At 61.1% G+C, this 17,466-nt stretch carries 18 protein-coding genes and 1 riboswitch; of the genes, 9 read left to right on the top strand and 9 right to left on the bottom strand.

The window, feature by feature from the left end; translation table 11 throughout:
- Positions 1–14: 14 nt before the first annotated feature.
- Together lysA and AC07E3_RS06175 are read left to right on the top strand one after the other, a co-directional pair.
- The gene (gene lysA / locus AC07E3_RS06180) at positions 15–1,286 is read left to right on the top strand and encodes a diaminopimelate decarboxylase (RefSeq protein WP_478360646.1); all 1,272 of its coding nucleotides are present in this window, start codon (positions 15–17) and stop codon (positions 1,284–1,286) included.
- A gap of 122 nt (positions 1,287–1,408) precedes the next feature.
- A complete protein-coding gene (locus tag AC07E3_RS06175) occupies positions 1,409–3,970 on the top strand; it encodes a TIGR02302 family protein (RefSeq protein ID WP_478360644.1) in 2,562 nt (853 codons plus the stop codon).
- A gap of 23 nt (positions 3,971–3,993) precedes the next feature.
- Here the strand turns inward: AC07E3_RS06175 and AC07E3_RS06170 are convergent, their stop codons facing one another.
- The 3 genes from AC07E3_RS06170 to AC07E3_RS06160 form a co-directional block, all read right to left on the bottom strand.
- The gene (locus tag AC07E3_RS06170; protein ID WP_336070399.1) at positions 3,994–4,359 is read right to left on the bottom strand and encodes a response regulator; all 366 of its coding nucleotides are present in this window, start codon (positions 4,357–4,359) and stop codon (positions 3,994–3,996) included.
- Between the two features lie 71 nt (positions 4,360–4,430).
- Positions 4,431–4,973 carry a hypoxanthine phosphoribosyltransferase gene (hpt, locus tag AC07E3_RS06165; protein ID WP_007010095.1) on the bottom strand — a complete coding sequence of 181 codons (543 nt, stop codon included), beginning with the start codon at positions 4,971–4,973 and terminating at the stop codon, positions 4,431–4,433.
- A 66-nt stretch (positions 4,974–5,039) separates the two neighbouring features.
- Positions 5,040–5,672 carry a hypothetical protein gene (locus tag AC07E3_RS06160; protein ID WP_478360642.1) on the bottom strand — a complete coding sequence of 211 codons (633 nt, stop codon included), beginning with the start codon at positions 5,670–5,672 and terminating at the stop codon, positions 5,040–5,042.
- A 152-nt stretch (positions 5,673–5,824) separates the two neighbouring features.
- On the opposite strand from AC07E3_RS06160, the gene ftsE reads away from it, so the two are divergent.
- The 4 genes from ftsE to AC07E3_RS06140 all read left to right on the top strand — a co-directional run bounded on the left by ftsE (position 5,825) and on the right by AC07E3_RS06140 (position 9,123).
- Positions 5,825–6,484: a cell division ATP-binding protein FtsE gene (gene ftsE, locus AC07E3_RS06155; protein ID WP_007010097.1), complete on the top strand. Its 660-nt coding sequence runs from the start codon at positions 5,825–5,827 to the stop codon at positions 6,482–6,484.
- A complete protein-coding gene (locus AC07E3_RS06150; RefSeq protein ID WP_007010098.1) occupies positions 6,477–7,466 on the top strand; it encodes a cell division protein FtsX in 990 nt (329 codons plus the stop codon). The genes ftsE and AC07E3_RS06150 overlap by 8 nt, the downstream gene beginning before the upstream one ends.
- 150 nt (positions 7,467–7,616) lie before the next feature.
- The gene (locus AC07E3_RS06145) at positions 7,617–8,264 is read left to right on the top strand and encodes a YdcF family protein (protein WP_336070395.1); all 648 of its coding nucleotides are present in this window, start codon (positions 7,617–7,619) and stop codon (positions 8,262–8,264) included.
- 70 nt (positions 8,265–8,334) lie between these two features.
- Positions 8,335–9,123 (top strand): lysophospholipid acyltransferase family protein, encoded by a 789-nt coding sequence (locus tag AC07E3_RS06140; RefSeq protein ID WP_336070393.1) that lies wholly within the window; start codon positions 8,335–8,337, stop codon positions 9,121–9,123.
- 18 nt (positions 9,124–9,141) lie between these two features.
- On the opposite strand, the gene AC07E3_RS06135 is transcribed toward AC07E3_RS06140, so the two are convergent.
- On the bottom strand, positions 9,142–9,675 hold the full coding sequence (locus AC07E3_RS06135) for a gamma-glutamylcyclotransferase (protein WP_336070392.1): 534 nt from the start codon (positions 9,673–9,675) through the stop codon (positions 9,142–9,144).
- Positions 9,676–9,750: 75 nt separating this feature from the next.
- Between AC07E3_RS06135 and AC07E3_RS06130 the strand changes: the two genes are divergently transcribed.
- Entirely contained in the window at positions 9,751–10,746 is a 996-nt protein-coding gene (locus tag AC07E3_RS06130; RefSeq protein WP_478360639.1) for a DUF2125 domain-containing protein, read from the top strand.
- A gap of 3 nt (positions 10,747–10,749) precedes the next feature.
- Here the strand turns inward: AC07E3_RS06130 and AC07E3_RS06125 are convergent, their stop codons facing one another.
- Together AC07E3_RS06125 and hisC are read right to left on the bottom strand one after the other, a co-directional pair.
- Positions 10,750–11,685: a prephenate/arogenate dehydrogenase family protein gene (locus tag AC07E3_RS06125; protein ID WP_478360637.1), complete on the bottom strand. Its 936-nt coding sequence runs from the start codon at positions 11,683–11,685 to the stop codon at positions 10,750–10,752.
- A 3-nt stretch (positions 11,686–11,688) separates the two neighbouring features.
- Positions 11,689–12,789 (bottom strand): histidinol-phosphate transaminase, encoded by a 1,101-nt coding sequence (gene hisC, locus AC07E3_RS06120; RefSeq protein WP_478360635.1) that lies wholly within the window; start codon positions 12,787–12,789, stop codon positions 11,689–11,691.
- A gap of 118 nt (positions 12,790–12,907) precedes the next feature.
- Positions 12,908–12,985, top strand: a riboswitch (SAM riboswitch).
- Positions 12,986–13,038: 53 nt separating this feature from the next.
- On the opposite strand from hisC, the gene metA reads away from it, so the two are divergent.
- Positions 13,039–13,959 (top strand): homoserine O-acetyltransferase MetA, encoded by a 921-nt coding sequence (metA, locus tag AC07E3_RS06115; RefSeq protein WP_336070386.1) that lies wholly within the window; start codon positions 13,039–13,041, stop codon positions 13,957–13,959.
- Between the two features lie 189 nt (positions 13,960–14,148).
- Complete coding sequence (locus AC07E3_RS06110; protein WP_336070384.1) at positions 14,149–15,108, top strand: omptin family outer membrane protease; 960 nt, start codon at positions 14,149–14,151, stop codon at positions 15,106–15,108.
- Positions 15,109–15,139: 31 nt separating this feature from the next.
- Here AC07E3_RS06110 and AC07E3_RS06105 read toward each other — a convergent pair whose 3' ends face one another.
- The 3 genes from AC07E3_RS06105 to AC07E3_RS06095 form a co-directional block, all read right to left on the bottom strand.
- The gene (locus AC07E3_RS06105) at positions 15,140–15,466 is read right to left on the bottom strand and encodes a DUF1330 domain-containing protein (protein ID WP_478360633.1); all 327 of its coding nucleotides are present in this window, start codon (positions 15,464–15,466) and stop codon (positions 15,140–15,142) included.
- A gap of 82 nt (positions 15,467–15,548) precedes the next feature.
- Positions 15,549–16,616, bottom strand: coding sequence for an NAD(P)H-dependent flavin oxidoreductase (locus AC07E3_RS06100; RefSeq protein ID WP_478360631.1), 1,068 nt, complete (start codon positions 16,614–16,616; stop codon positions 15,549–15,551).
- A 3-nt stretch (positions 16,617–16,619) separates the two neighbouring features.
- Complete coding sequence (locus AC07E3_RS06095; RefSeq protein ID WP_007010108.1) at positions 16,620–17,384, bottom strand: class I SAM-dependent methyltransferase; 765 nt, start codon at positions 17,382–17,384, stop codon at positions 16,620–16,622.
- Positions 17,385–17,466: the final 82 nt, after the last annotated feature.

Below are 17,466 nucleotides of genomic sequence, written 5' to 3'. Positions count from 1 at the left end.
GAAAGTATCCTGCCGTGAATCACTTCGAGTATCGTGACGGCGTCCTGCACGCCGAAGACGTGTCGGTGCCCGCCATTGCGGAAGCCGTCGGCACCCCGTTCTACTGCTATTCCACGGCAACGCTGACGCGCCATTACCGTGTCTTCTCGGAAGCTTTCGAGGGGCTCGACGCGCTCGTCTGCTACGCCATGAAGGCGAACTCCAACCAGGCCGTTCTGACCACGCTTGCCCGCCTCGGCGCAGGCATGGATGTGGTCTCCGAAGGCGAGCTGCGCCGCGCGCTGGCCGCCGGGGTCCCGGCCGGCAAGATCCTGTTTTCCGGTGTCGGCAAGACCGCGCGCGAAATGGACTTCGCACTCAAGGCCGGCATCCTCTGCTTCAACGTCGAATCGATGCCCGAGCTCGAGCAGCTTTCGGCCCGCGCCACCGCGCTGGGGCTGACGGCCAATGTGTCGCTGCGCATCAACCCGGATGTCGACGCAAAAACGCACAGGAAAATCTCCACCGGCAAGGCGGAGAACAAGTTCGGCATCGGCTGGAAGGACGCCCGCGCCGCCTATGCGCGGGCCGCCGAGCTTCCGGGCCTGAAAGTGTCCGGCATCGACATGCATATCGGCAGCCAGATCACCGAGCTGCAGCCCTTTGACGATGCTTTCGCTCTGCTGACGGAGCTGACCGAAACCCTGCGCGCCGACGGCCACGCCATCGAGCATGTGGACCTCGGCGGCGGCCTTGGCGTTCCCTACGCGGAGGATGGCGACCAGCCGCCCCTGCCCGACGCCTATGCCGAGGTCGTGCGCAAGCACATGAAGAAACTCGGCCTGAAGGTCATGCTCGAGCCCGGCCGCCTGATCGCCGCCAATGCCGGCATCCTTGTGTCGGAAGTGGTTTATGTGAAGGAAGGCGAAGCGAAGAACTTCGTCATCGTGGACGCGGCGATGAACGACCTCATCCGCCCCACGCTCTATGAAGCCTTCCATTCGATCAGGCCGGTTGCCGAAGCGCGGCAGGATGCGGGAACCATGGTTGCCGACGTCGTCGGCCCGGTCTGCGAGACGGGTGATTATCTCGCGCTGGACCGCAGGCTTCCCGCACTCAAGGCCGGCGATCTCATCGCCATAGGCTCTGCGGGTGCCTATGGCGCCGTCCAGGCAAGCACCTATAATTCGCGCCCACTGGTGCCCGAAGTGCTCGTCAACGGCGACCGGTTCCATGTGATCCGGGCCCGCCCCAGCCACGAAGAGCTTATCGAACTTGATTCGATACCCGACTGGCTGACGGACTGAAATCGCAGGGCGCGCGGATCACAATTTCGCGTGCCGCCTCGCCTTCGCCCGGTTTGCTGCTATCCTTGTGAACGACAGGGCGCGCGATTCACGTGCGCTACGGCACCGTGCTGAGAGCGTCTATGGCTGAAACAACTTCAAGGCATGAGCGCACAGGCAGTCGCTTTTCCCGGCTCGCCCGCACCCGGTTTGCCACGCGCCTCGTCATGGTGCTGGAGCGCCTCTGGCCGCTCATTCTGCCGCTCCTTGTCCTCATCAGCCTGTTCCTCAGCATTTCATGGCTGGGTCTCTTCCGGCTTATGCCCGACACGGCCCGTTACGGCGTGATCGCTGTTCTTGGGCTGCTTGGCCTTGCTTCATTATGGCCCCTTCGGCGTTTCCGTCGTCCCGGGCCTTCCGAGATCGACAGACGCATCGAACGTGCGAATCAGCTGGCGCATGAACCTGTCGCAGTCCAGTCCGACCGGCTCGCCGGAAATCGCGACGGTTTTGCCGAAGCGCTCTGGAAAGAGCACCAGAAACGCATGGCTGGCAGGCTCGACAATCTTCATGGCGACCTGCCCAAAACCGGGGTGCCGGAAAAAGATCCGTGGGGCCTGCGCGCCGCCGCCGCCCTGCTCCTGGTAATCGCCGCGACGTTCTCCACCGGCCCCTATGGTGGCAGCGTCCTGGATGCGTTCCGGGCGCATGGCGGTGCAGAAATCGTCCCACCGCGCATTGATGCCTGGGTCACCCCGCCAACCTATACCCGTCGTGCGCCGGTCTATCTGACAGCAGAGGCAAACCGGGAGACGGAGAGCTTCACCGTCCCGCAGGGCAGTATGCTCGCTCTGCGGGTGACCGGCGGCTCGGGAACCGAAACCCTGTCCTTCCTTGATACAGGCGATACGGAGACCCCGATCGCCCCGGAAGGCGCATCACAAAGTGAGGCACTCTCGGCAGACACCGCCGCCCGGCGCTTCGCCGGCACATTGAACGAAGACGGAAAACTGGTCCTGAGGCGCGACGGCCAGGAGATCGAAAGCTGGCTCTTCTCCGTAACGCCAGACAGTCCGCCGGAAATCCGCTTTGCCGGGGAGCCGAAACGCGCTGTGAATGGCGCTTTGGAACTCGCCTATGAAATCGAAGACGACTACGGCCCTGCGGAGGCACAGGCGATCTTCCAGCAAACCTATGAAGCCCCGAACGCCCGCCCCCTTTACGAAGCGCCCGACCTGCCCCTGGCACTGCCCCGCCGCGATGGCCGCACAATCGCCGCGAAAACCTCGCGCGACCTGACAGAACACCCCTGGGCCGGCAGTTCGGTAAAGATGATCCTGCGCGCCGTTGACGACGCGGGGCAGGAAGCGAAAAGCGAAGCGAAGGTGTTCGCCCTGCCCGAGCGAACCTTCACCAATCCTCTCGCCAGGGCCCTCATCGAGCAGCGTCGCACACTGGCACTCGACGCAAACAGAAAACAGCGCGTGCTGGCCATGATGGATGCAGTCATGACATGGCCCGAAGAAACGCTGAAGGACCTGTCGCAGTTTCTCGGTGTTTCGGCTGCGCATTCAAGGCTTGAGACAGCCCAGACCGACGACCAGCTCCGCGATGTCGTCGACTACCTGTGGGAAATTGCACTCATCATCGAGGACGGAGATCTGACGGCCGCCGAGAAACGCCTCCGGCAGGCACAGGAAGCATTGAAGAAGGCGCTTGAGGAAGGTGCGAGCGACGAGGAGATCGCCCGCCTGATGGACGAATTGCGTAGCGCCATGCAGGAGTTCCTGCGTGAGTTTGCCGAGCGTGCGCAGCAAAATCCCAACATGGCCCAGCAACTGCCGGAGAACGGCCAGATGCTAAGCCAGAACGATCTGGACCGCATGCTCGATCAGATCGAGGAACTGGCAAAGTCCGGCGCGCGCGATCAGGCCCGCGAGCTTCTCTCCCAGCTTGAGAACATGATGAACAATCTGCAGGCAGGGCGCTCGCAGCAGGGTCAGTCCGGCAACCAGCAATCGGAGATGCGCCAGCAGATGGACGAGCTCGGCAATCTGATGCGGCGCCAGCAGGAACTGATGAACGAGACCTTCCGCATGGACCAGATGCAGCGCGGACAGCGTGGAGAACAGGGTGAGCAGGGCGAACAGGGACAGGACCAGCCAGGTCAGGGTCAGCAACCTGGCGAGGCACAGGGCATGTCGCCTCAGGAGTTCGCCGATGCCATGCGCGGCCTGCAACAGGGTCAGGGCACGCTGCGGCGGGATCTGGAAAGTCTCATGCAGGGACTTGAGGGGCTCGGCATTCAACCTGGAGAAGGCTTTGGCGAAGCCGGCGAAGCCATGGGAGAAGCCGAAGGCGCGCTTGGCGAAGGCGAAGGCGAACAGGCCGTCGGTGAGCAGGGCCGCGCGCTCGAAGCACTGCGGCGCGGCGCGCAGGACATGATGAACCAGTTGCAGCAGGCCATGCGCGGCGAGCAGGGCGGGGGAGATCAGGGGTATCGGCAGGGCAACAACGGACGCGACCCGCTCGGCCGCCCGCAGGCGACCACCGGCCCGGATTTCGGCGATTCTGTCGAAGTCCCCGATGAAATCGACACCCAGCGCGCGCGCCGCATTCTCGAGGCAATCCGCAAACGCCTCGGCGATGCACTGAGCCCCGCACTTGAAAAAGAATATCTGGAACGGCTGCTCGACATGCAGTGAACCGGGGGAGCGGGCCCGAAATTTCAGGCGGCCAGTGCCTCGCCAACGCGCTGGCGCAGCTCACTCAGCGTGAATGGCTTGTTCACGACACCTGAGACCGTGCCTTCCAGTTCCACGGCACGCTCACGCTGATCCGCATAGCCGGTCATCAGAAGCAGCCGGAGACCGGGAAACGCGTCGGCCACGGCACGCGCCATCTCGATACCGTCCATCGCCGGCATGCGGATGTCCGAAAGAACGAGATCGTAGTCGCCGGCCGTGGCGCTGATCTTCTCAAGCCCCTCAAGGCCGTCACCCGCGGTTTCCACGGTATGACCGGCTGCACTCAATGCGCGGGCGGTAAAATTACGGACGGACTCGTCGTCCTCGACGATCAAAAGCTTAGCCATGGCCTGTTTTCGCCCCATCCGATTACGCTTCGGTAAACGAACGAGCCTTCACTTGTCTAAAATATCGCCGCTCAGGCATCGCCCTTGACGACACCGACAAAAGGCAATTCGCGAAAGGCATGGGCCACGTCCATTCCATAGCCGACCACGAAATAGTCAGGGCACTCGAAGCCAACGAACTCGGCATCGACCTCCGTCTGCCGCCGCGAATGCTTGTCGAGCAGCACCGCGATGGAAACAGACTTTGCGCCCCGCGAGAGCATCAGTTCCCGGGTGTGCTTCAGGGTTTTGCCCGATTCCAGAATATCATCGATGAGCAGCACGTCGCGGCCGCTGACATCGTTGTCGATGTCACGCAGCACCTTGATCTCGCCGCTTTCGGTGCCGGCGCCATAACTGGAGATCATGATGAACTCCACTTCCGGCGAAATGCCGACATCGTGCATGGCGCGGATCAGGTCCGCCGCAAAGATAAACGACCCTTTGAGAACGGAAATGACAAGAAGATCATCATACTCGCGCGAAGCGATATCCTTGGCGAGTTCCAGATTGCGCCTGGCGATGGTCGAGGCTGAAAACAAAACCTCGATTTCCTTGCCGCGAACAACAGGCATGGGGGCGAACTCCTGTCAGGGCACTTCCGGGAGCACTTGCTGTCCGGAACGCATAAACCAGATGACCTACGACGTGTGAAACGTCACAGAGACGGACTTGACCCCTTCCCTAGGCGCGACAAGCCGGCTGGAGAAGGGAAAGCGTGCGCCGGGACCGAGATGCTGGTCGTTTGTCCCCAAAAAATAGCGTGTTGTCGAGCCGTTTTCCGTCAGAACGTTGATCGAGATCGGCGGCAGCGCGACAAGGCCATCGCCACCGTTGAGCGCAGCACCGTCGACGATGAGCAGGGCATTGCCCCCCTGCCGCTCCACCCGCGATGTGACATCGACAAGCCGGAGAACCTGTTCCGGGTTTTCGACCCTGGAAACATCCATGCCCCGAACAAGGCTGTGACCGCCAGATATCCAGAAAGCCCCTGCGGTGATCACCGCTCCGAACGCCCAGAACAACGGTCCTGCACGAGGAGATTTCACGGGCTGGATGCGACGTCCCGGTTTCAGCATGTCGAGGCCTGTGAGCGCCTTTTCCACCGCCGGTGCCGATCCCGCAGCCGGGGTGGCTCCTCCAGCAGACACGACCGTCTCGAAGTCTGCATCCACTGCATTGCACGCCTCGACGGTCCGGGATTGCGCCGCGCGCACCCGGTCAGGCATCATGATTTCGCCCGAAACGGGGCGTGCGCTGTCAGAGTGCCTCATGCAGGCAGACTGTCCTTTCGTGATCCACCGTTCCGGGGTACATGGACATCACGCATATCAAGCAAGAGTTAACTTGCTATTAACCATGCGGGTTGATGGTCTGGCAGCATGCGTCCAGGCAGCGTCCGCCACTCACAGAACGCAGGTTCCTCGTGATTCGATTTGAAAATGTCGGCCACAGATATGGGATGGGTCCGGAGATTCTCCGCGATGTCTCTTTCCATTTGCCCGAGCGTTCGTTCCAGTTTCTGAGCGGCCCCTCGGGTGCGGGCAAGACAACACTGCTGCGCCTGCTCTTCATGTCACTCAAGCCGACACGCGGCCTGATCACGATTTTCGGCAAGGACCGCTCTGCGATCACACGTACGGAGCTGCCGCTCCTGCGCCGCAACATCGGTGTCGTGTTTCAGGATTTCCGCCTGCTCGACCATCTCACGACCTACGAGAATGTCGCACTCCCGTTGCGCGTGCGCGGCCGTGAGGAAGCCACCTATCGCAGCGACGTGATCGAATTATTGAAATGGGTCGGGCTCGGAGAGCGCATGCATGTTCTGCCCCCCATTCTCTCGGGCGGCGAGAAGCAGCGTGCAGCCATCGCCCGTGCGCTTATAGAACAGCCGCGTATTCTTCTCGCAGATGAACCGACCGGCAATGTCGATCCGCAGCTTGCCCGTCGCCTGTTGCGCCTGCTCATCGAACTGAACCGGCTTGGCACCGCCGTTGTCATCGCCACCCACGATCTCGGCCTGATGGACCAGGTGGATGCGCGCCGCATGGTGTTGTCCGGCGGGAGGCTGGAAATCTATGACTGAAACCAGGCGCCTTCTGAAAAATCTCGGCGCACGTCTCAGCTCAGGCGCGCGCGATGCTGTCTCACGCAAACAGATGCCCATCGTCCCGCCGGACAATGTGGCTGGCCGCGCCATGGTTCTGGTCATCGCCATCATGACCTTCCTGTCCTGCCTAACTCTGGGCGCCGTGACCCTCGTGCGCGACACGGCGGCAACCTGGCAGACGCAGATCGCCCGCGAAGCGACCATCCAGATCAAGCCCGAGGAAGGGCTCGATATGACCGCCGCCCTCGCCCAGGCCCGCGACATCGCGGCCAGTTATTCCGGCGTGCTCGATGCCAGCATCGTCGATGCGCAGGCCACCGCCCGCCTTCTGGAACCATGGCTCGGCACAGGCCTCGACATTGACAGCCTGCCCGTGCCGCGGCTCGTCATCGTCACCATAGATCCTCTGTCCCGCCCTGACTTTGCCGGCATGCGCGCCGAACTGCAGGAGACCGTCGCCAATGCGACGCTGGACGATCACCGCACCTGGGTTGACCGGCTGGTCGCCATGGCGCGCACGACAGTCACCATCGGCATGTCGGCGCTGGTGCTCATGCTTTCCGCCACCGCCCTGACCGTTATTTTTGCCACCCGCGGCGCGATGGCCGGAAACGGCCACATCATCGAAGTTCTGCATTTCGTGGGGGCGGAAGCGCCGTTCATCGCCTCTCAGTTCCGACGCCACTTCCTGCTGGCGGGCATGAAGGGCGCCGCCGCCGGCGGGATCGGAGCGATCCTCGTTTTCATTGGTTTCTACTGGTGGTCTTCCCGCAACATGGCGACGCCTGAAGCCGATCAGGCCACCGCCCTGTTCGGCAACTTCGCCATCGGTCCCTCGGGTTACATCGGGGTCGGTGCCATCGTCATCGTCATTGCCGTACTGACGGCAGCGACCACGCATGTCACCGTTCTGTCCTATCTGAAGAGTGTCGACAGCACCCACCCCGACAGCATGTAACGATACAAAAACGGCTATTGTCTTGTTCACCAACGGCCCGCCGACTATCCATTGCCGTAATTTACGGCTAACCATCGCACCATGAAGCAAGAGCGCCAGCATGGCCTCGACGGCCCGGGAAAGCCTCCGCGACGCGGCAGGCATTTTGGCATGCGCCGTCTGGCCCGGCTTTCATTGCTGGTGTGTGTTGCCGGAGCCTTCATCTTTATTGCCGGCTTCGGGTTATTTGCCGACCATATCGGCCACCTTTCAGCCCCGCGTGATGTCGACGATGCCGACGGCATCATCGTGCTGACAGGAGGTCAGTCACGCATTGACGCCGCCGTGAACCTGCTCAAGGCCGGTAAAGGAAAACGGCTATTGATAAGCGGCGTGAATCCCGTCGCGCGGGCCGACGACCTCCGCATCGCGACCGGCAGCGAGGCGGCCCTTTTCGACTGTTGCGTCGATATCGATCATGCAGCACTCGACACGATCGGAAATGCCGAGGAAAGCGCCAAATGGGTGCAGGCAAACGCCTATGACAGCATCATCCTCGTGACGAACAACTATCACATGCCGCGCAGCCTTCTCGAGATGCAGCGCCTTCTACCGAATTCAAAAGTCTACCCTTATCCCGTGGTCAACACACCGCTCGACAATGGTGCCTGGCTTGCAAAACCCGATGCGCTGCGGGTGCTCGCAACCGAGTATGCGAAATATGTCGGTGCGCTCGTTCGCGAGGTTATCCCGCTTCCCCGCAACGCTGGCATGAACGGTCCCGCGGAGCTGACGAAAGCAAGCGCACACGGCGACTGACCCCTCCACAGCTTTGCCTCGCCGTCCGGTTGATGTAAGAGCCTCGCAAGACACCCAACGGGCCAGGTTCATGCTCTATATCCGCTCCGCCGTTTTCAATGCCGTCTTCTATCTGAACCTCATCCTTCAGATGCTGTTCTGGACGCCGGTTTTCTTTCTTCTGCCGCGCAAGAAGGCCTGGTTCGTGCCAAAATTCTGGGCCGCGTCCAGCCTGTGGCTGCAAAGGGTGATCACGGGTGCCCGCTCGGAGATAACGGGCCTGGAAAATCTGCCAGACGGACCCTGTATCATTGCCCCGAAGCATCAGTCGTTCTGGGATACGATCGCCTTTCTGCCGAACATTCCCGACGCGCTCTACATTCTGAAACGCGAACTGGTCTGGATTCCGTTTTTCGGCTGGTATGTGGCCAAGATGCGCATGATTCCGATCGATCGCGGCAGCCGCACCAAAGCGCTGAAACAGGCCGTGAAATCGGCGCATGAACTGATGAAGAACAACCGGCAGCTCATCATCTATCCGGAAGGCACGCGCCGCCCGCCGGGTGCCGAGCCGGCCTACAAATACGGCATCGTCGAACTCTATGCCCAGCTTGGTGTTCCGGTGGTTCCGGTTGCACACGCCGCAGGACTCTTCTGGCCCCGGCGCAAATTCCTGCGCCATCCAGGCGTCATCCGCGCCCGCTTCCTGCCGCCCATCGAACCGGGTCTCTCCCGCGAAGAATTTCAGAAACGTCTGGTCGGTGAAACCGAGGCCGCCTGCGACGAGATGCTGGTGGAAGCCGCAACCTCATCCAACCCGCCGCCCCTTCCCGAGACCGCCCGCAGGCGCCTGAGAGAGCTGGGCGTCCTGCAAGACTAAGACAAAAACCCGGGTCACTTAAAGGGCATTGTCCGTCTGGCCAATGCGCGCGGCCACGGCTTCCAGCCAGTGGTCGCGGATGCCGAGTGCTTTCAGGTGTTCCACGGTGTTGCGCACATAGTCCACATTCGGGCCCGATTGCCCGACCGATGCGCTGACCTGCCGCGCGGCATGATCGACATCGAGGCTGCCCGCATATTGGCCGTGACTGCGGTCGACCACATAGGTCAGCGCCGTTACCGAAGCACCGTCTTCCAGACGGATACCGATTCGCCGCTCCAGATAGACATTCGTGACGAGTTCACGCTCGCGCAGATAGTCGACCACTTCCGTTTCAAGTTCGCCCGGCACACGGAAAGCAAGGCCAAGGCACGACCCGCCCCGGTCAAGCCCCAGCACCAGACCCGGCCGATCCGGCGTCCCACGATGCACATGCGAATGGATACACAGGGCGCGGCGATAGCCATATAGTCTGGCTTTGCGGGTCTCCACATGCGCAAAACCCGGCCGCCACATCAGCGATCCATAGCCAAAGACCCAAAAATCGTCCATATCGCCTGCCCAATGCTTGAAAGGGTGTTGCCGTCTCGCCATCACTGAAGGCGAACGGGTTAACCGGAGGACCTCATGCCGTCAAGAAAACGCGCCAAACGCAGTTTCAGCCGCCGTTTCTTTCTCTTCGCGCTTTTCATCGTTTTGGTGATCCTTGCCTATACGGGCGCCTGGTTCTACGCCGCCGACACGCTGGAACAGCGCACGATCACTGCGATCGAGGACCTGAACGCCGGCCACCAGCGTGCCAATTGCGAGGAGCCGACAGCCCGCGGCTATCCTTTCCGCATAGGTCTGTTCTGCCGCAGCGTCTTTTACGAGGATGCCGAAAACGGCGTGTCCGTAAGCGCCGGCGCGTTCCGTTCGGCGGCACAGGTTTATCAGCCAATGCACACGGTGGGCGAGCTGGACGCGCCTGCCCGCATCGCAACGCCCTACCTCCCTGCCATTGAAGCCGAGTGGGAGAACATGCGCATCAGCGCACGCCTCACGGCCAGCCTGCCGGAACGTCTATCCAGTGAAGCAAAGAACGTTGTTCTGACGCTTGATGATGACAACCGTCAGCCCATAGCCCGCGCTGGCAACATTCAGGCCCACACCCGTCAAAACGGGGCCGATCTGGACATCGCCCTGATTGCGCAGACCCTGACCATCGATCCGGGGCTCACAAATGGCACCGCGATGCCGGCCATCGACGGTGAATTGCTCGTCACTCTGGATGATGGTGTGGCACTGGCCAGCACCAGCGTGCCGGAGCTGCGCGGCCGTTCGGGCACCGTTGAAAACCTCAACCTCAAGATCGCAGGCGGAAATGCGGGCCTCACCGTCAAGGGGCCGATCAGGATAGCCGAAAACGGCCTGATCGATGCCGAACTGCGCGTGACGGTCAACGAGCCTCAGAGAATCGCGCAGCTTGTCGGCCAGATCGTGCCTGACAAGCGCGATGAGATCGCCGGAATTACAGCCGGGCTCGCCAATCTCGGTGCGGCACCGACCCTGCCGGTGAACATCCGCCAGGGTCGCGTTTTCGTCGGCTTCCTGCCGCTCGGGAGCATTCCGCCCATAAGATGAGGCTTACGACTTTTCGGGGTGCGCCAGCGCGTGTCGGCCAAAGTCCGGCACGTCGATGTCCTGACCTGCCTCGATGATGGACCGCCGGATCGCCCGTGTCCGGGTGAACATTTCGAAGAGCTTCTCCCCGTCGCCCCACCGGATTGCACGCTGGAGAGCCGAGAGATCTTCGGAAAAGCGCGCCAGCATCTCCAGGATCGCATCGCTGTTGTGCAGGCACACATCGCGCCACATCGTCGGGTCGGAGGCTGCCAGACGTGTGAAATCGCGGAAACCGGAGGCCGAGTATTTGATGACTTCCGACTTGGTGACCGCCTCCAGATCGTCCGCCGTGCCCACGATGTTGTAGGCGATGATGTGCGGCAGGTGCGAAACGATGGCCAGCACCATGTCATGATGTTCAGGATCCATCCGGTCCACCATCGCGCCACAGCCTTCCCAGAAGGCTGACAGACGCGCCAGCGCGTCCACATCCGTATCCGGCAGCGGCGTGAGAATGCACCAGCGCCCCTCGAACAGATCCGCAAAACCGGCATCCGGACCGGAATCTTCGGTACCCGCGATCGGGTGCCCCGGGATGAAATGCACGCTGTCAGGCAGATGCGGCTGCATCTGCGCAATCACAGACGCCTTGGTCGAGCCGACATCCGTGACGATCGCCCCGGGTTTCAACCCTGCAGCGATGACCTTTGCCACCGCGCCCGAAGCACCGACGGGAACCGAAACGATAACCAGATCGGCGTCCCGCACAGCTTCGGCCGCATCCTGCTCGTAGACATCGCCCAGCCCGAGTTCGCGGGCTCTGGCCAGCGTCTTCTCACTGCGACTAGAAATGGCTATGGTGGTCGCAAGACCGCCATGCCTGACGGCCCGCGCAAGCGACGAACCGATCAGGCCGATGCCGACCAGCGCGACCTTGTCAAAAAGTGGTTCAGGCACAACTCAGCTTTCCATGAATTCCTTGAGCGCGGCAACGACGCCGCGATTGGCCTCTTCGGGGCCGACGGTCAGACGCAGCGCGTTGGGGAAGCCATAGGGCACGACCCGGCGCAGAACATAACCGCGCGTCCCAAGGAAAGCGTCCGCATCAGCCGCCGACTTGCCGCCGTTCTCGGGAAAATGGATCAGCAGGAAATTGCCGACGCTGGGCGTGACCCTGAGGCCGAGCTTGCCAAGTTCCTCGACCAGCCATGCACTCCAGGTCTCGTTATGCGCAACAGCCCGTTCCACATGCGCCTTGTCGCGGATCGCCGCCGCACCTGCCTCGATGGCCAGTGCGTTTACGTTGAAGGGACCGCGCACCCGGTTCACCGCATCAACCACATGCACCGGTGCATACATCCAGCCAATGCGCAGCGCCGCCATGCCGTGAATCTTGGAGAAGGTGCGCGTCATCACGACATTCTCACTGGAGGAGACCAGCTCGATGCCGGATTCGTAATCGTTGCGGCGCACATATTCGGCATAGGCAGCATCCAGCACCAGAAGCACGGTCTTCGGCAGGCCTGCCTGCAGGCGACGCACTTCGTCTACCGGCAGATAGGTGCCGGTCGGGTTGTTGGGATTGGCCAGGAACACGATGCGCGTCTTTTCCGTCACCGCCGCAAGGATCGCATCGACATCCGCGCGCTCCTTGTCTTCCTTCACCACCACCGGCGTGCCACCGGCCGCCAGCGTCTGGATGCGGTAGACCAGGAAACCGTGTTCCGTGAAGATCGCCTCGTCGCCGGGCTTGATATAGGTCTGCGCGAGCAGGCCAAGAAGCTCATCGGACCCGTTGGAGCAAAGAATGTTGGCCGGGTTCAGCCCATGCGTCTCCGCGATGGCATTACGCAATTTGGTTGCCGATCCGTCCGGATAGAGTTCCAGATGCCCCATAACCCTGGAAATCGCCTCGACAGCCGCGGGTGAGGGCCCGAGCGGAGATTCGTTCGAGGAGAGCTTCCACACCTTCGTCGCACCTGGCGTGCTCTCGCGGCCGGGCACATAGGCGGCGATATCCATGACACCGGGCTTCGGTTCGGGACGGACGGACGTGCTCATTGAATGGTCCTGTTTTTGGGAAACGGTTAATCGGATCCTCGACCCTGCGGAGAAAATCCGTCCGTTGCTTTAGCCCATGAGAGCGATTGACGCAAAGAAAACACCATCCTAAATAAAGACCTTCACTCGTGGTGATTTGGCCGGTCGGCTTGCAGCCACGTAAAATAATTCGCTAAAAGGCCGAGCGAAGCAGAATTTGCTGAGACCGGTCGCGATTTCGCCGCCGGTCTTTTTTGTTGGAGCAAAACAATGCCGATCAAGATCCCCGACCAGCTTCCCGCCCGCGATGTTCTCGTGCGTGAAGGTGTGTCCGTGATGGACGAGCAGACAGCGCTGCGGCAGGACGTCCGCCCGCTACAGATCGGGCTCCTCAACCTCATGCCCAACAAAATCCGCACCGAGACACAATTTGCCCGGCTGATCGGCGCTTCGCCCCTTCAGGTGGAACTGACCCTCGTGCGCATCGGCAACCACCGCGCCAGGAACACGCCGGAAGAACACCTGATATCCTTCTACCAGACCTGGGAGGAGGTGCGCGACCGCAAGTTCGACGGCTTCATCATCACCGGTGCGCCGATTGAGCTTCTGCCGTTCGAGGAAGTCACCTACTGGAAGGAACTGGAGCAGATTCTGGACTGGACGCTGACCAACGTCCACTCCTCCTTCTATATCTGCTGGGGCGCCATGGCGGCAGCCTGGCATTTCCACCGCATTCCCAAATACACGCTCGAGAAGAAGGCTTTCGGTGTCTTCCGGCACCGCAACAACGCGCCCGCCTCGCCGTTCCTGGCCGGTTTCTCAGACGATTTCGCCATCCCGGTGTCACGGTGGACCGAAGTTCGCTCTTCAGACATTCCCGCCGACCGTGGCCTTCAAGTGCTCATGGAATCGGATGTCACCGGCCCCTGTCTTCTGACAGAAGAAGCGGGCAATCGGCTCTATATGTTCAATCACATCGAATATGATTCCACCTCGCTCAAGGAGGAATACGACCGCGATGTTGCAACGGGGACCAAGGTTGCCGTACCGCACGGCTACTACCCGGACAACGATCCCAGCCGCCCGCCTCTCAACCGCTGGCGCTCACACGCGCACCTGCTCTTCGGCAACTGGATCAACCAGGTCTATCAGTCGACGCCTTATGAGCTTGAACAGATCGGTCAACGCTAGTAGACGCACATCCGCTCCTTTCGCCAGGCATGTTGCCAAACGCCCGATAAAAACAGCGGGTCGAAAAAGAGTGACAGTTCGAAACACAACTTATTATTGCATAAAACAAGAATGCACTAAAAATTATATAGAAGTGATTTCATTTACGTTTTTTTAGCGGCTCTTAATTTTGAAAGTGAATTGCAACCAATGCGCAAGTTTTTCATTTCAGCGATATTTTCAATTCTACCAACATTGGCGCTCGCAGCAGACCTCTCAATTCCGGACAGGTTGGAGTTGGTATCGCACGACCGTGAAGTCACCTTCATCGGAGGCGTGGGCTACACATTTCTCCGTGCTGAGGAGATCGTGTACGACCCTGCTGGAAATCGCATCAGCGCGCTTTTCTGGGAGAGCGAAACGCCTGTGCTGACCGGTAGTTTGCATGCGCGTTTTGCCGGCCCGTGGACGCTTGCAGCAAGCGCAACAGTGGGCTTATCCGGAAAAAGCCGAATGGAGGACTATGACTGGCTCGATGCAGCGCCCAGCTACGCCTTCAACGACTGGAGCGATCGTTCAGTTCACCCCGACACCGAGTTAAACCATTATTTCACTGGCGATATCGCACTCGGGCGGGATTTTGAGATCAGGGATTCGCTGACCCTCAATCTGCATGGAGGCTTCAAATACACGGATGTCAAATGGACTGCTTTTGGCGGTTCATTTGTCTATAGCGAAGATGGTTTCCGTGACGATATAGGAAACTTCCGCGACAGTGAGCGTGGCATATCCTATCAGCAGAAGTTTCCAGGCGTCTTCCTGGGGGCGGAAGCCACCGCAAGGCACAAAGGCTGGACCTTCTCCCTCCAGGCACGTGGTGGTCTCAACTTCAAAGTCGAAGATGAAGATCATCACTGGACACGCGATCTGCGCTTCGAAGGCGACTTTGGCACCCTGCCGTTCGTTTCTCTCTCCGGCCGGGTAGATTACAATCTCACCAAAAACGCCAATCTGTTTGTCGCCGGAAGTTTCGAGCAACACTTCGATAAAGTCGGCGATATGCGCATCTACAAAATCTCTTCCGGCGCACCGGTTGGGGCACTTCAGGATGGTGGCGGCCTCGAGTTCCGCGCCGTCACGATCTCCGGCGGCTTCAAGATGAAGTTCTGAGGCGCTTCCGGGCAGACGAGCTTCGTCGCCCTCATGCTGCAGACAGAATATCGCTTGCCCTGTGGTCGGCGTCGACACCGTCGATCAACAGGATCTCACCATCTGAGTTATCGCTGCGCAGGGTCTTGATGGTCTGATAGGCCGGCGAGGCATACCAGGCATCGGCCTTCCCGCGATCTGGAAAGGCGATCACGATCAGGTCGCCCTCCCAGTTTCCTTCCTTCACGTCCGGCAGCGCACCGTGGATGATGAAATGCCCGCCGAACGGCTCGAGCGTTTCATCGATACGCTCCAGATACTCGACGATGGCCGGGCCCACGACGACATTGCGAAGATGACCGATGGCGTAGGCTGGCATGTGCGAAGTCCTTCTCTCAAACACTGTTTGAGAGCACATTGCAGCGCCTTCCGAATGAAACCAACTACTTCTGAGGTAAACGCTATCCTCGAAGAAGCGTTTCGGCATCACGGGCCAGTTTGACGGTCAGTTCACCCGCCGGCATCGAGACGGCAAGAGGTGCTGCCTGCCCCGCCCAGAGCGGCGAAAAATCACTCACCCCCGCCTTCTCGGCAGCGGCACGCAATGGCCCCACCGCCGCTGTGGCCAGCGGAAATGCTGGAGCCCTGTCGCTCATCGGCCCCACCTCGCTGACGAAACGGTTGAGGAGCCCCCGAGCCGGACGTCCTGTGAACACGTTGGTGAGAACCGTGCGATCGTCCCGTGCAAGCGCAAGCGCGTCCCGGTGGCCAGGGCTGGTGAGCGCTTCCGGCGATTGCAGATAGGCCGTCCCCACCTGAACGGCGGATGCCCCAAGCATGAAACATGCGGCAACCGCGCGGCCGTCCGAGATTCCGCCCGCAGCAATGACCGGTACGGAAACGGCATCTACCACCTGCGGCACCAGCGCCAGTGTGCCGGGCTGTGTGGCAATGTCCGGCTCGAGAAATACGCCTCGATGCCCGCCGGCTTCCGCCCCCTGGGCGATGATCGCGTCGCAGCCATTCTCTTCGAGAAAGCGCGCCTCGGCGACGGTCGTTGCGGAAGCTATGATCTTCGCGCCTGTCGCATGAACGCGCTGCATCAGCGCACCGTCCGGCAGGCCAAAATGGAAGCTCACCACCTCCGGCCGGAATTCTTCCACGATGGCACAGCTTTCTTCGTTGAAAGGATTGCGCCCAGCCCCGGGAGGTGCGGCATCCGGATCGATTCCAAACTCGGAATAATAGGGCCGCAGGCGCTCACGCCACGCCGCTTCCCGCTCCGCATCGGGCTTGGGTGGCACATGGCAGAAGAAATTCAGATTGACCGGCCTGTCGGTGCGCTGACGTATAATGCCCATTTCCGTCCGGATCTTTTCCGGCGTCAGCAGGGCGCAGGGCAGCGCGCCGAGCCCGCCCGCCTCACAGACTGCAATCGCCAGTTCCGATCCGGCAGACCCCGCCATCGGCGCAAGCAGGATCGGAAGCTCAATGCCAAAAAGTTCGGTAATCCGGGTATCCATCGCCATTGATCAGCACTCCCTTTCCTGATTGCGCCTGAGGGCGCCGACGCGTGTTGCGCCCTGCGGTGAAAGCACCGGCACGAAGACACGACGCGATGCGCGGGCTGTCACCGGCAGCCCCTGGTAAAGACGCTTTTCAGCCTCCACCACCAGAACGCCGGCGAAAATCGGCCAGAAGCGCCGTCCGGCCTGTTCCAGCAACTGATGAAGGCGTAAGACAAAACGGCGTTCGGAGGGTGGAAAATGCAGGGCATCGCCCCAGGCCGTCGCTGTAAAGTTCGCTTCGCGCAGCGCCTCGGCAAGCTGCGTGCGGGAATAGGGCCGGCCGGTACCAAAGGGGGTGTTTTCGAAACGCGCCCACATGCCGCGCCGGTTCGGCACTGCGATCACGAGGCGGCCACCGGGCGCAAGAACACGCCATATCTCCAGCAGAGCCTGCTGCGGATTTTCCGTGTGCTCCAGCGCATGAACCATGAGAACCCGGTCAACGGAGGAGTCGGGGAGTGGCAGTTCCTCCTCGAACACCAGTGCTGTGGTTGAGGCTTGCCCCGCCGGCCACGGCACCGCCCCCTGCATGGCCGGCATGAAGGCAAATGCGCGCTCCGCATCTGCGCCGAAACGGTCGAGCCAGGGCAATGTGTAGCCAAGGCCTACCAGCCGTTCGCTGGTGCTCTTCGACCAGATGGACGACAGCGCCATCGCAAGGGAGCGCTCGGCCAGGCGACCAAGCAGGGAAGAATAGAAAGCGCGAAGCGCAACAATGTCCGAAATCATGGCTGCGACGGTACCCCCCTTCCACGACACCGGCAAGAATTGTCGCACCCGGCGTGACAAGCCGCCGCCCTCGCCCTATCGT

Source organism: Nitratireductor lacus (assembly GCF_056431025.1).
The sequence above is the reverse complement of the archived record's forward strand: the minus strand, read 5'-3'. Positions and strand labels throughout refer to the sequence as shown.

Excerpts from the sequence above, each read along its gene's own strand:
- hpt (WP_007010095.1), bottom strand. The coding sequence starts at position 4,973 with ATGCCTGTTGTTCGCGGCAAGGAAATCGAGGTTTTGTTTTCAGCCTCG.
- AC07E3_RS06100 (WP_478360631.1), bottom strand. The coding sequence starts at position 16,616 with ATGGCGATGGATACCCGGATTACCGAACTTTTTGGCATTGAGCTTCCG.
- AC07E3_RS06130 (WP_478360639.1), top strand. The coding sequence starts at position 9,751 with ATGCCGTCAAGAAAACGCGCCAAACGCAGTTTCAGCCGCCGTTTCTTT.
- AC07E3_RS06140 (WP_336070393.1), top strand. The coding sequence starts at position 8,335 with ATGCTCTATATCCGCTCCGCCGTTTTCAATGCCGTCTTCTATCTGAAC.
- metA (WP_336070386.1), top strand. The coding sequence starts at position 13,039 with ATGCCGATCAAGATCCCCGACCAGCTTCCCGCCCGCGATGTTCTCGTG.
- AC07E3_RS06170 (WP_336070399.1), bottom strand. The coding sequence starts at position 4,359 with ATGGCTAAGCTTTTGATCGTCGAGGACGACGAGTCCGTCCGTAATTTT.
- hisC (WP_478360635.1), bottom strand. The coding sequence starts at position 12,789 with ATGAGCACGTCCGTCCGTCCCGAACCGAAGCCCGGTGTCATGGATATC.
- AC07E3_RS06135 (WP_336070392.1), bottom strand. The coding sequence starts at position 9,675 with ATGGACGATTTTTGGGTCTTTGGCTATGGATCGCTGATGTGGCGGCCG.
- AC07E3_RS06105 (WP_478360633.1), bottom strand. The coding sequence starts at position 15,466 with ATGCCAGCCTACGCCATCGGTCATCTTCGCAATGTCGTCGTGGGCCCG.
- AC07E3_RS06145 (WP_336070395.1), top strand. The coding sequence starts at position 7,617 with ATGCGCCGTCTGGCCCGGCTTTCATTGCTGGTGTGTGTTGCCGGAGCC.
- AC07E3_RS06150 (WP_007010098.1), top strand. The coding sequence starts at position 6,477 with ATGACTGAAACCAGGCGCCTTCTGAAAAATCTCGGCGCACGTCTCAGC.
- AC07E3_RS06095 (WP_007010108.1), bottom strand. The coding sequence starts at position 17,384 with ATGATTTCGGACATTGTTGCGCTTCGCGCTTTCTATTCTTCCCTGCTT.
- AC07E3_RS06110 (WP_336070384.1), top strand. The coding sequence starts at position 14,149 with ATGCGCAAGTTTTTCATTTCAGCGATATTTTCAATTCTACCAACATTG.
- AC07E3_RS06175 (WP_478360644.1), top strand. The coding sequence starts at position 1,409 with ATGGCTGAAACAACTTCAAGGCATGAGCGCACAGGCAGTCGCTTTTCC.
- AC07E3_RS06160 (WP_478360642.1), bottom strand. The coding sequence starts at position 5,672 with ATGAGGCACTCTGACAGCGCACGCCCCGTTTCGGGCGAAATCATGATG.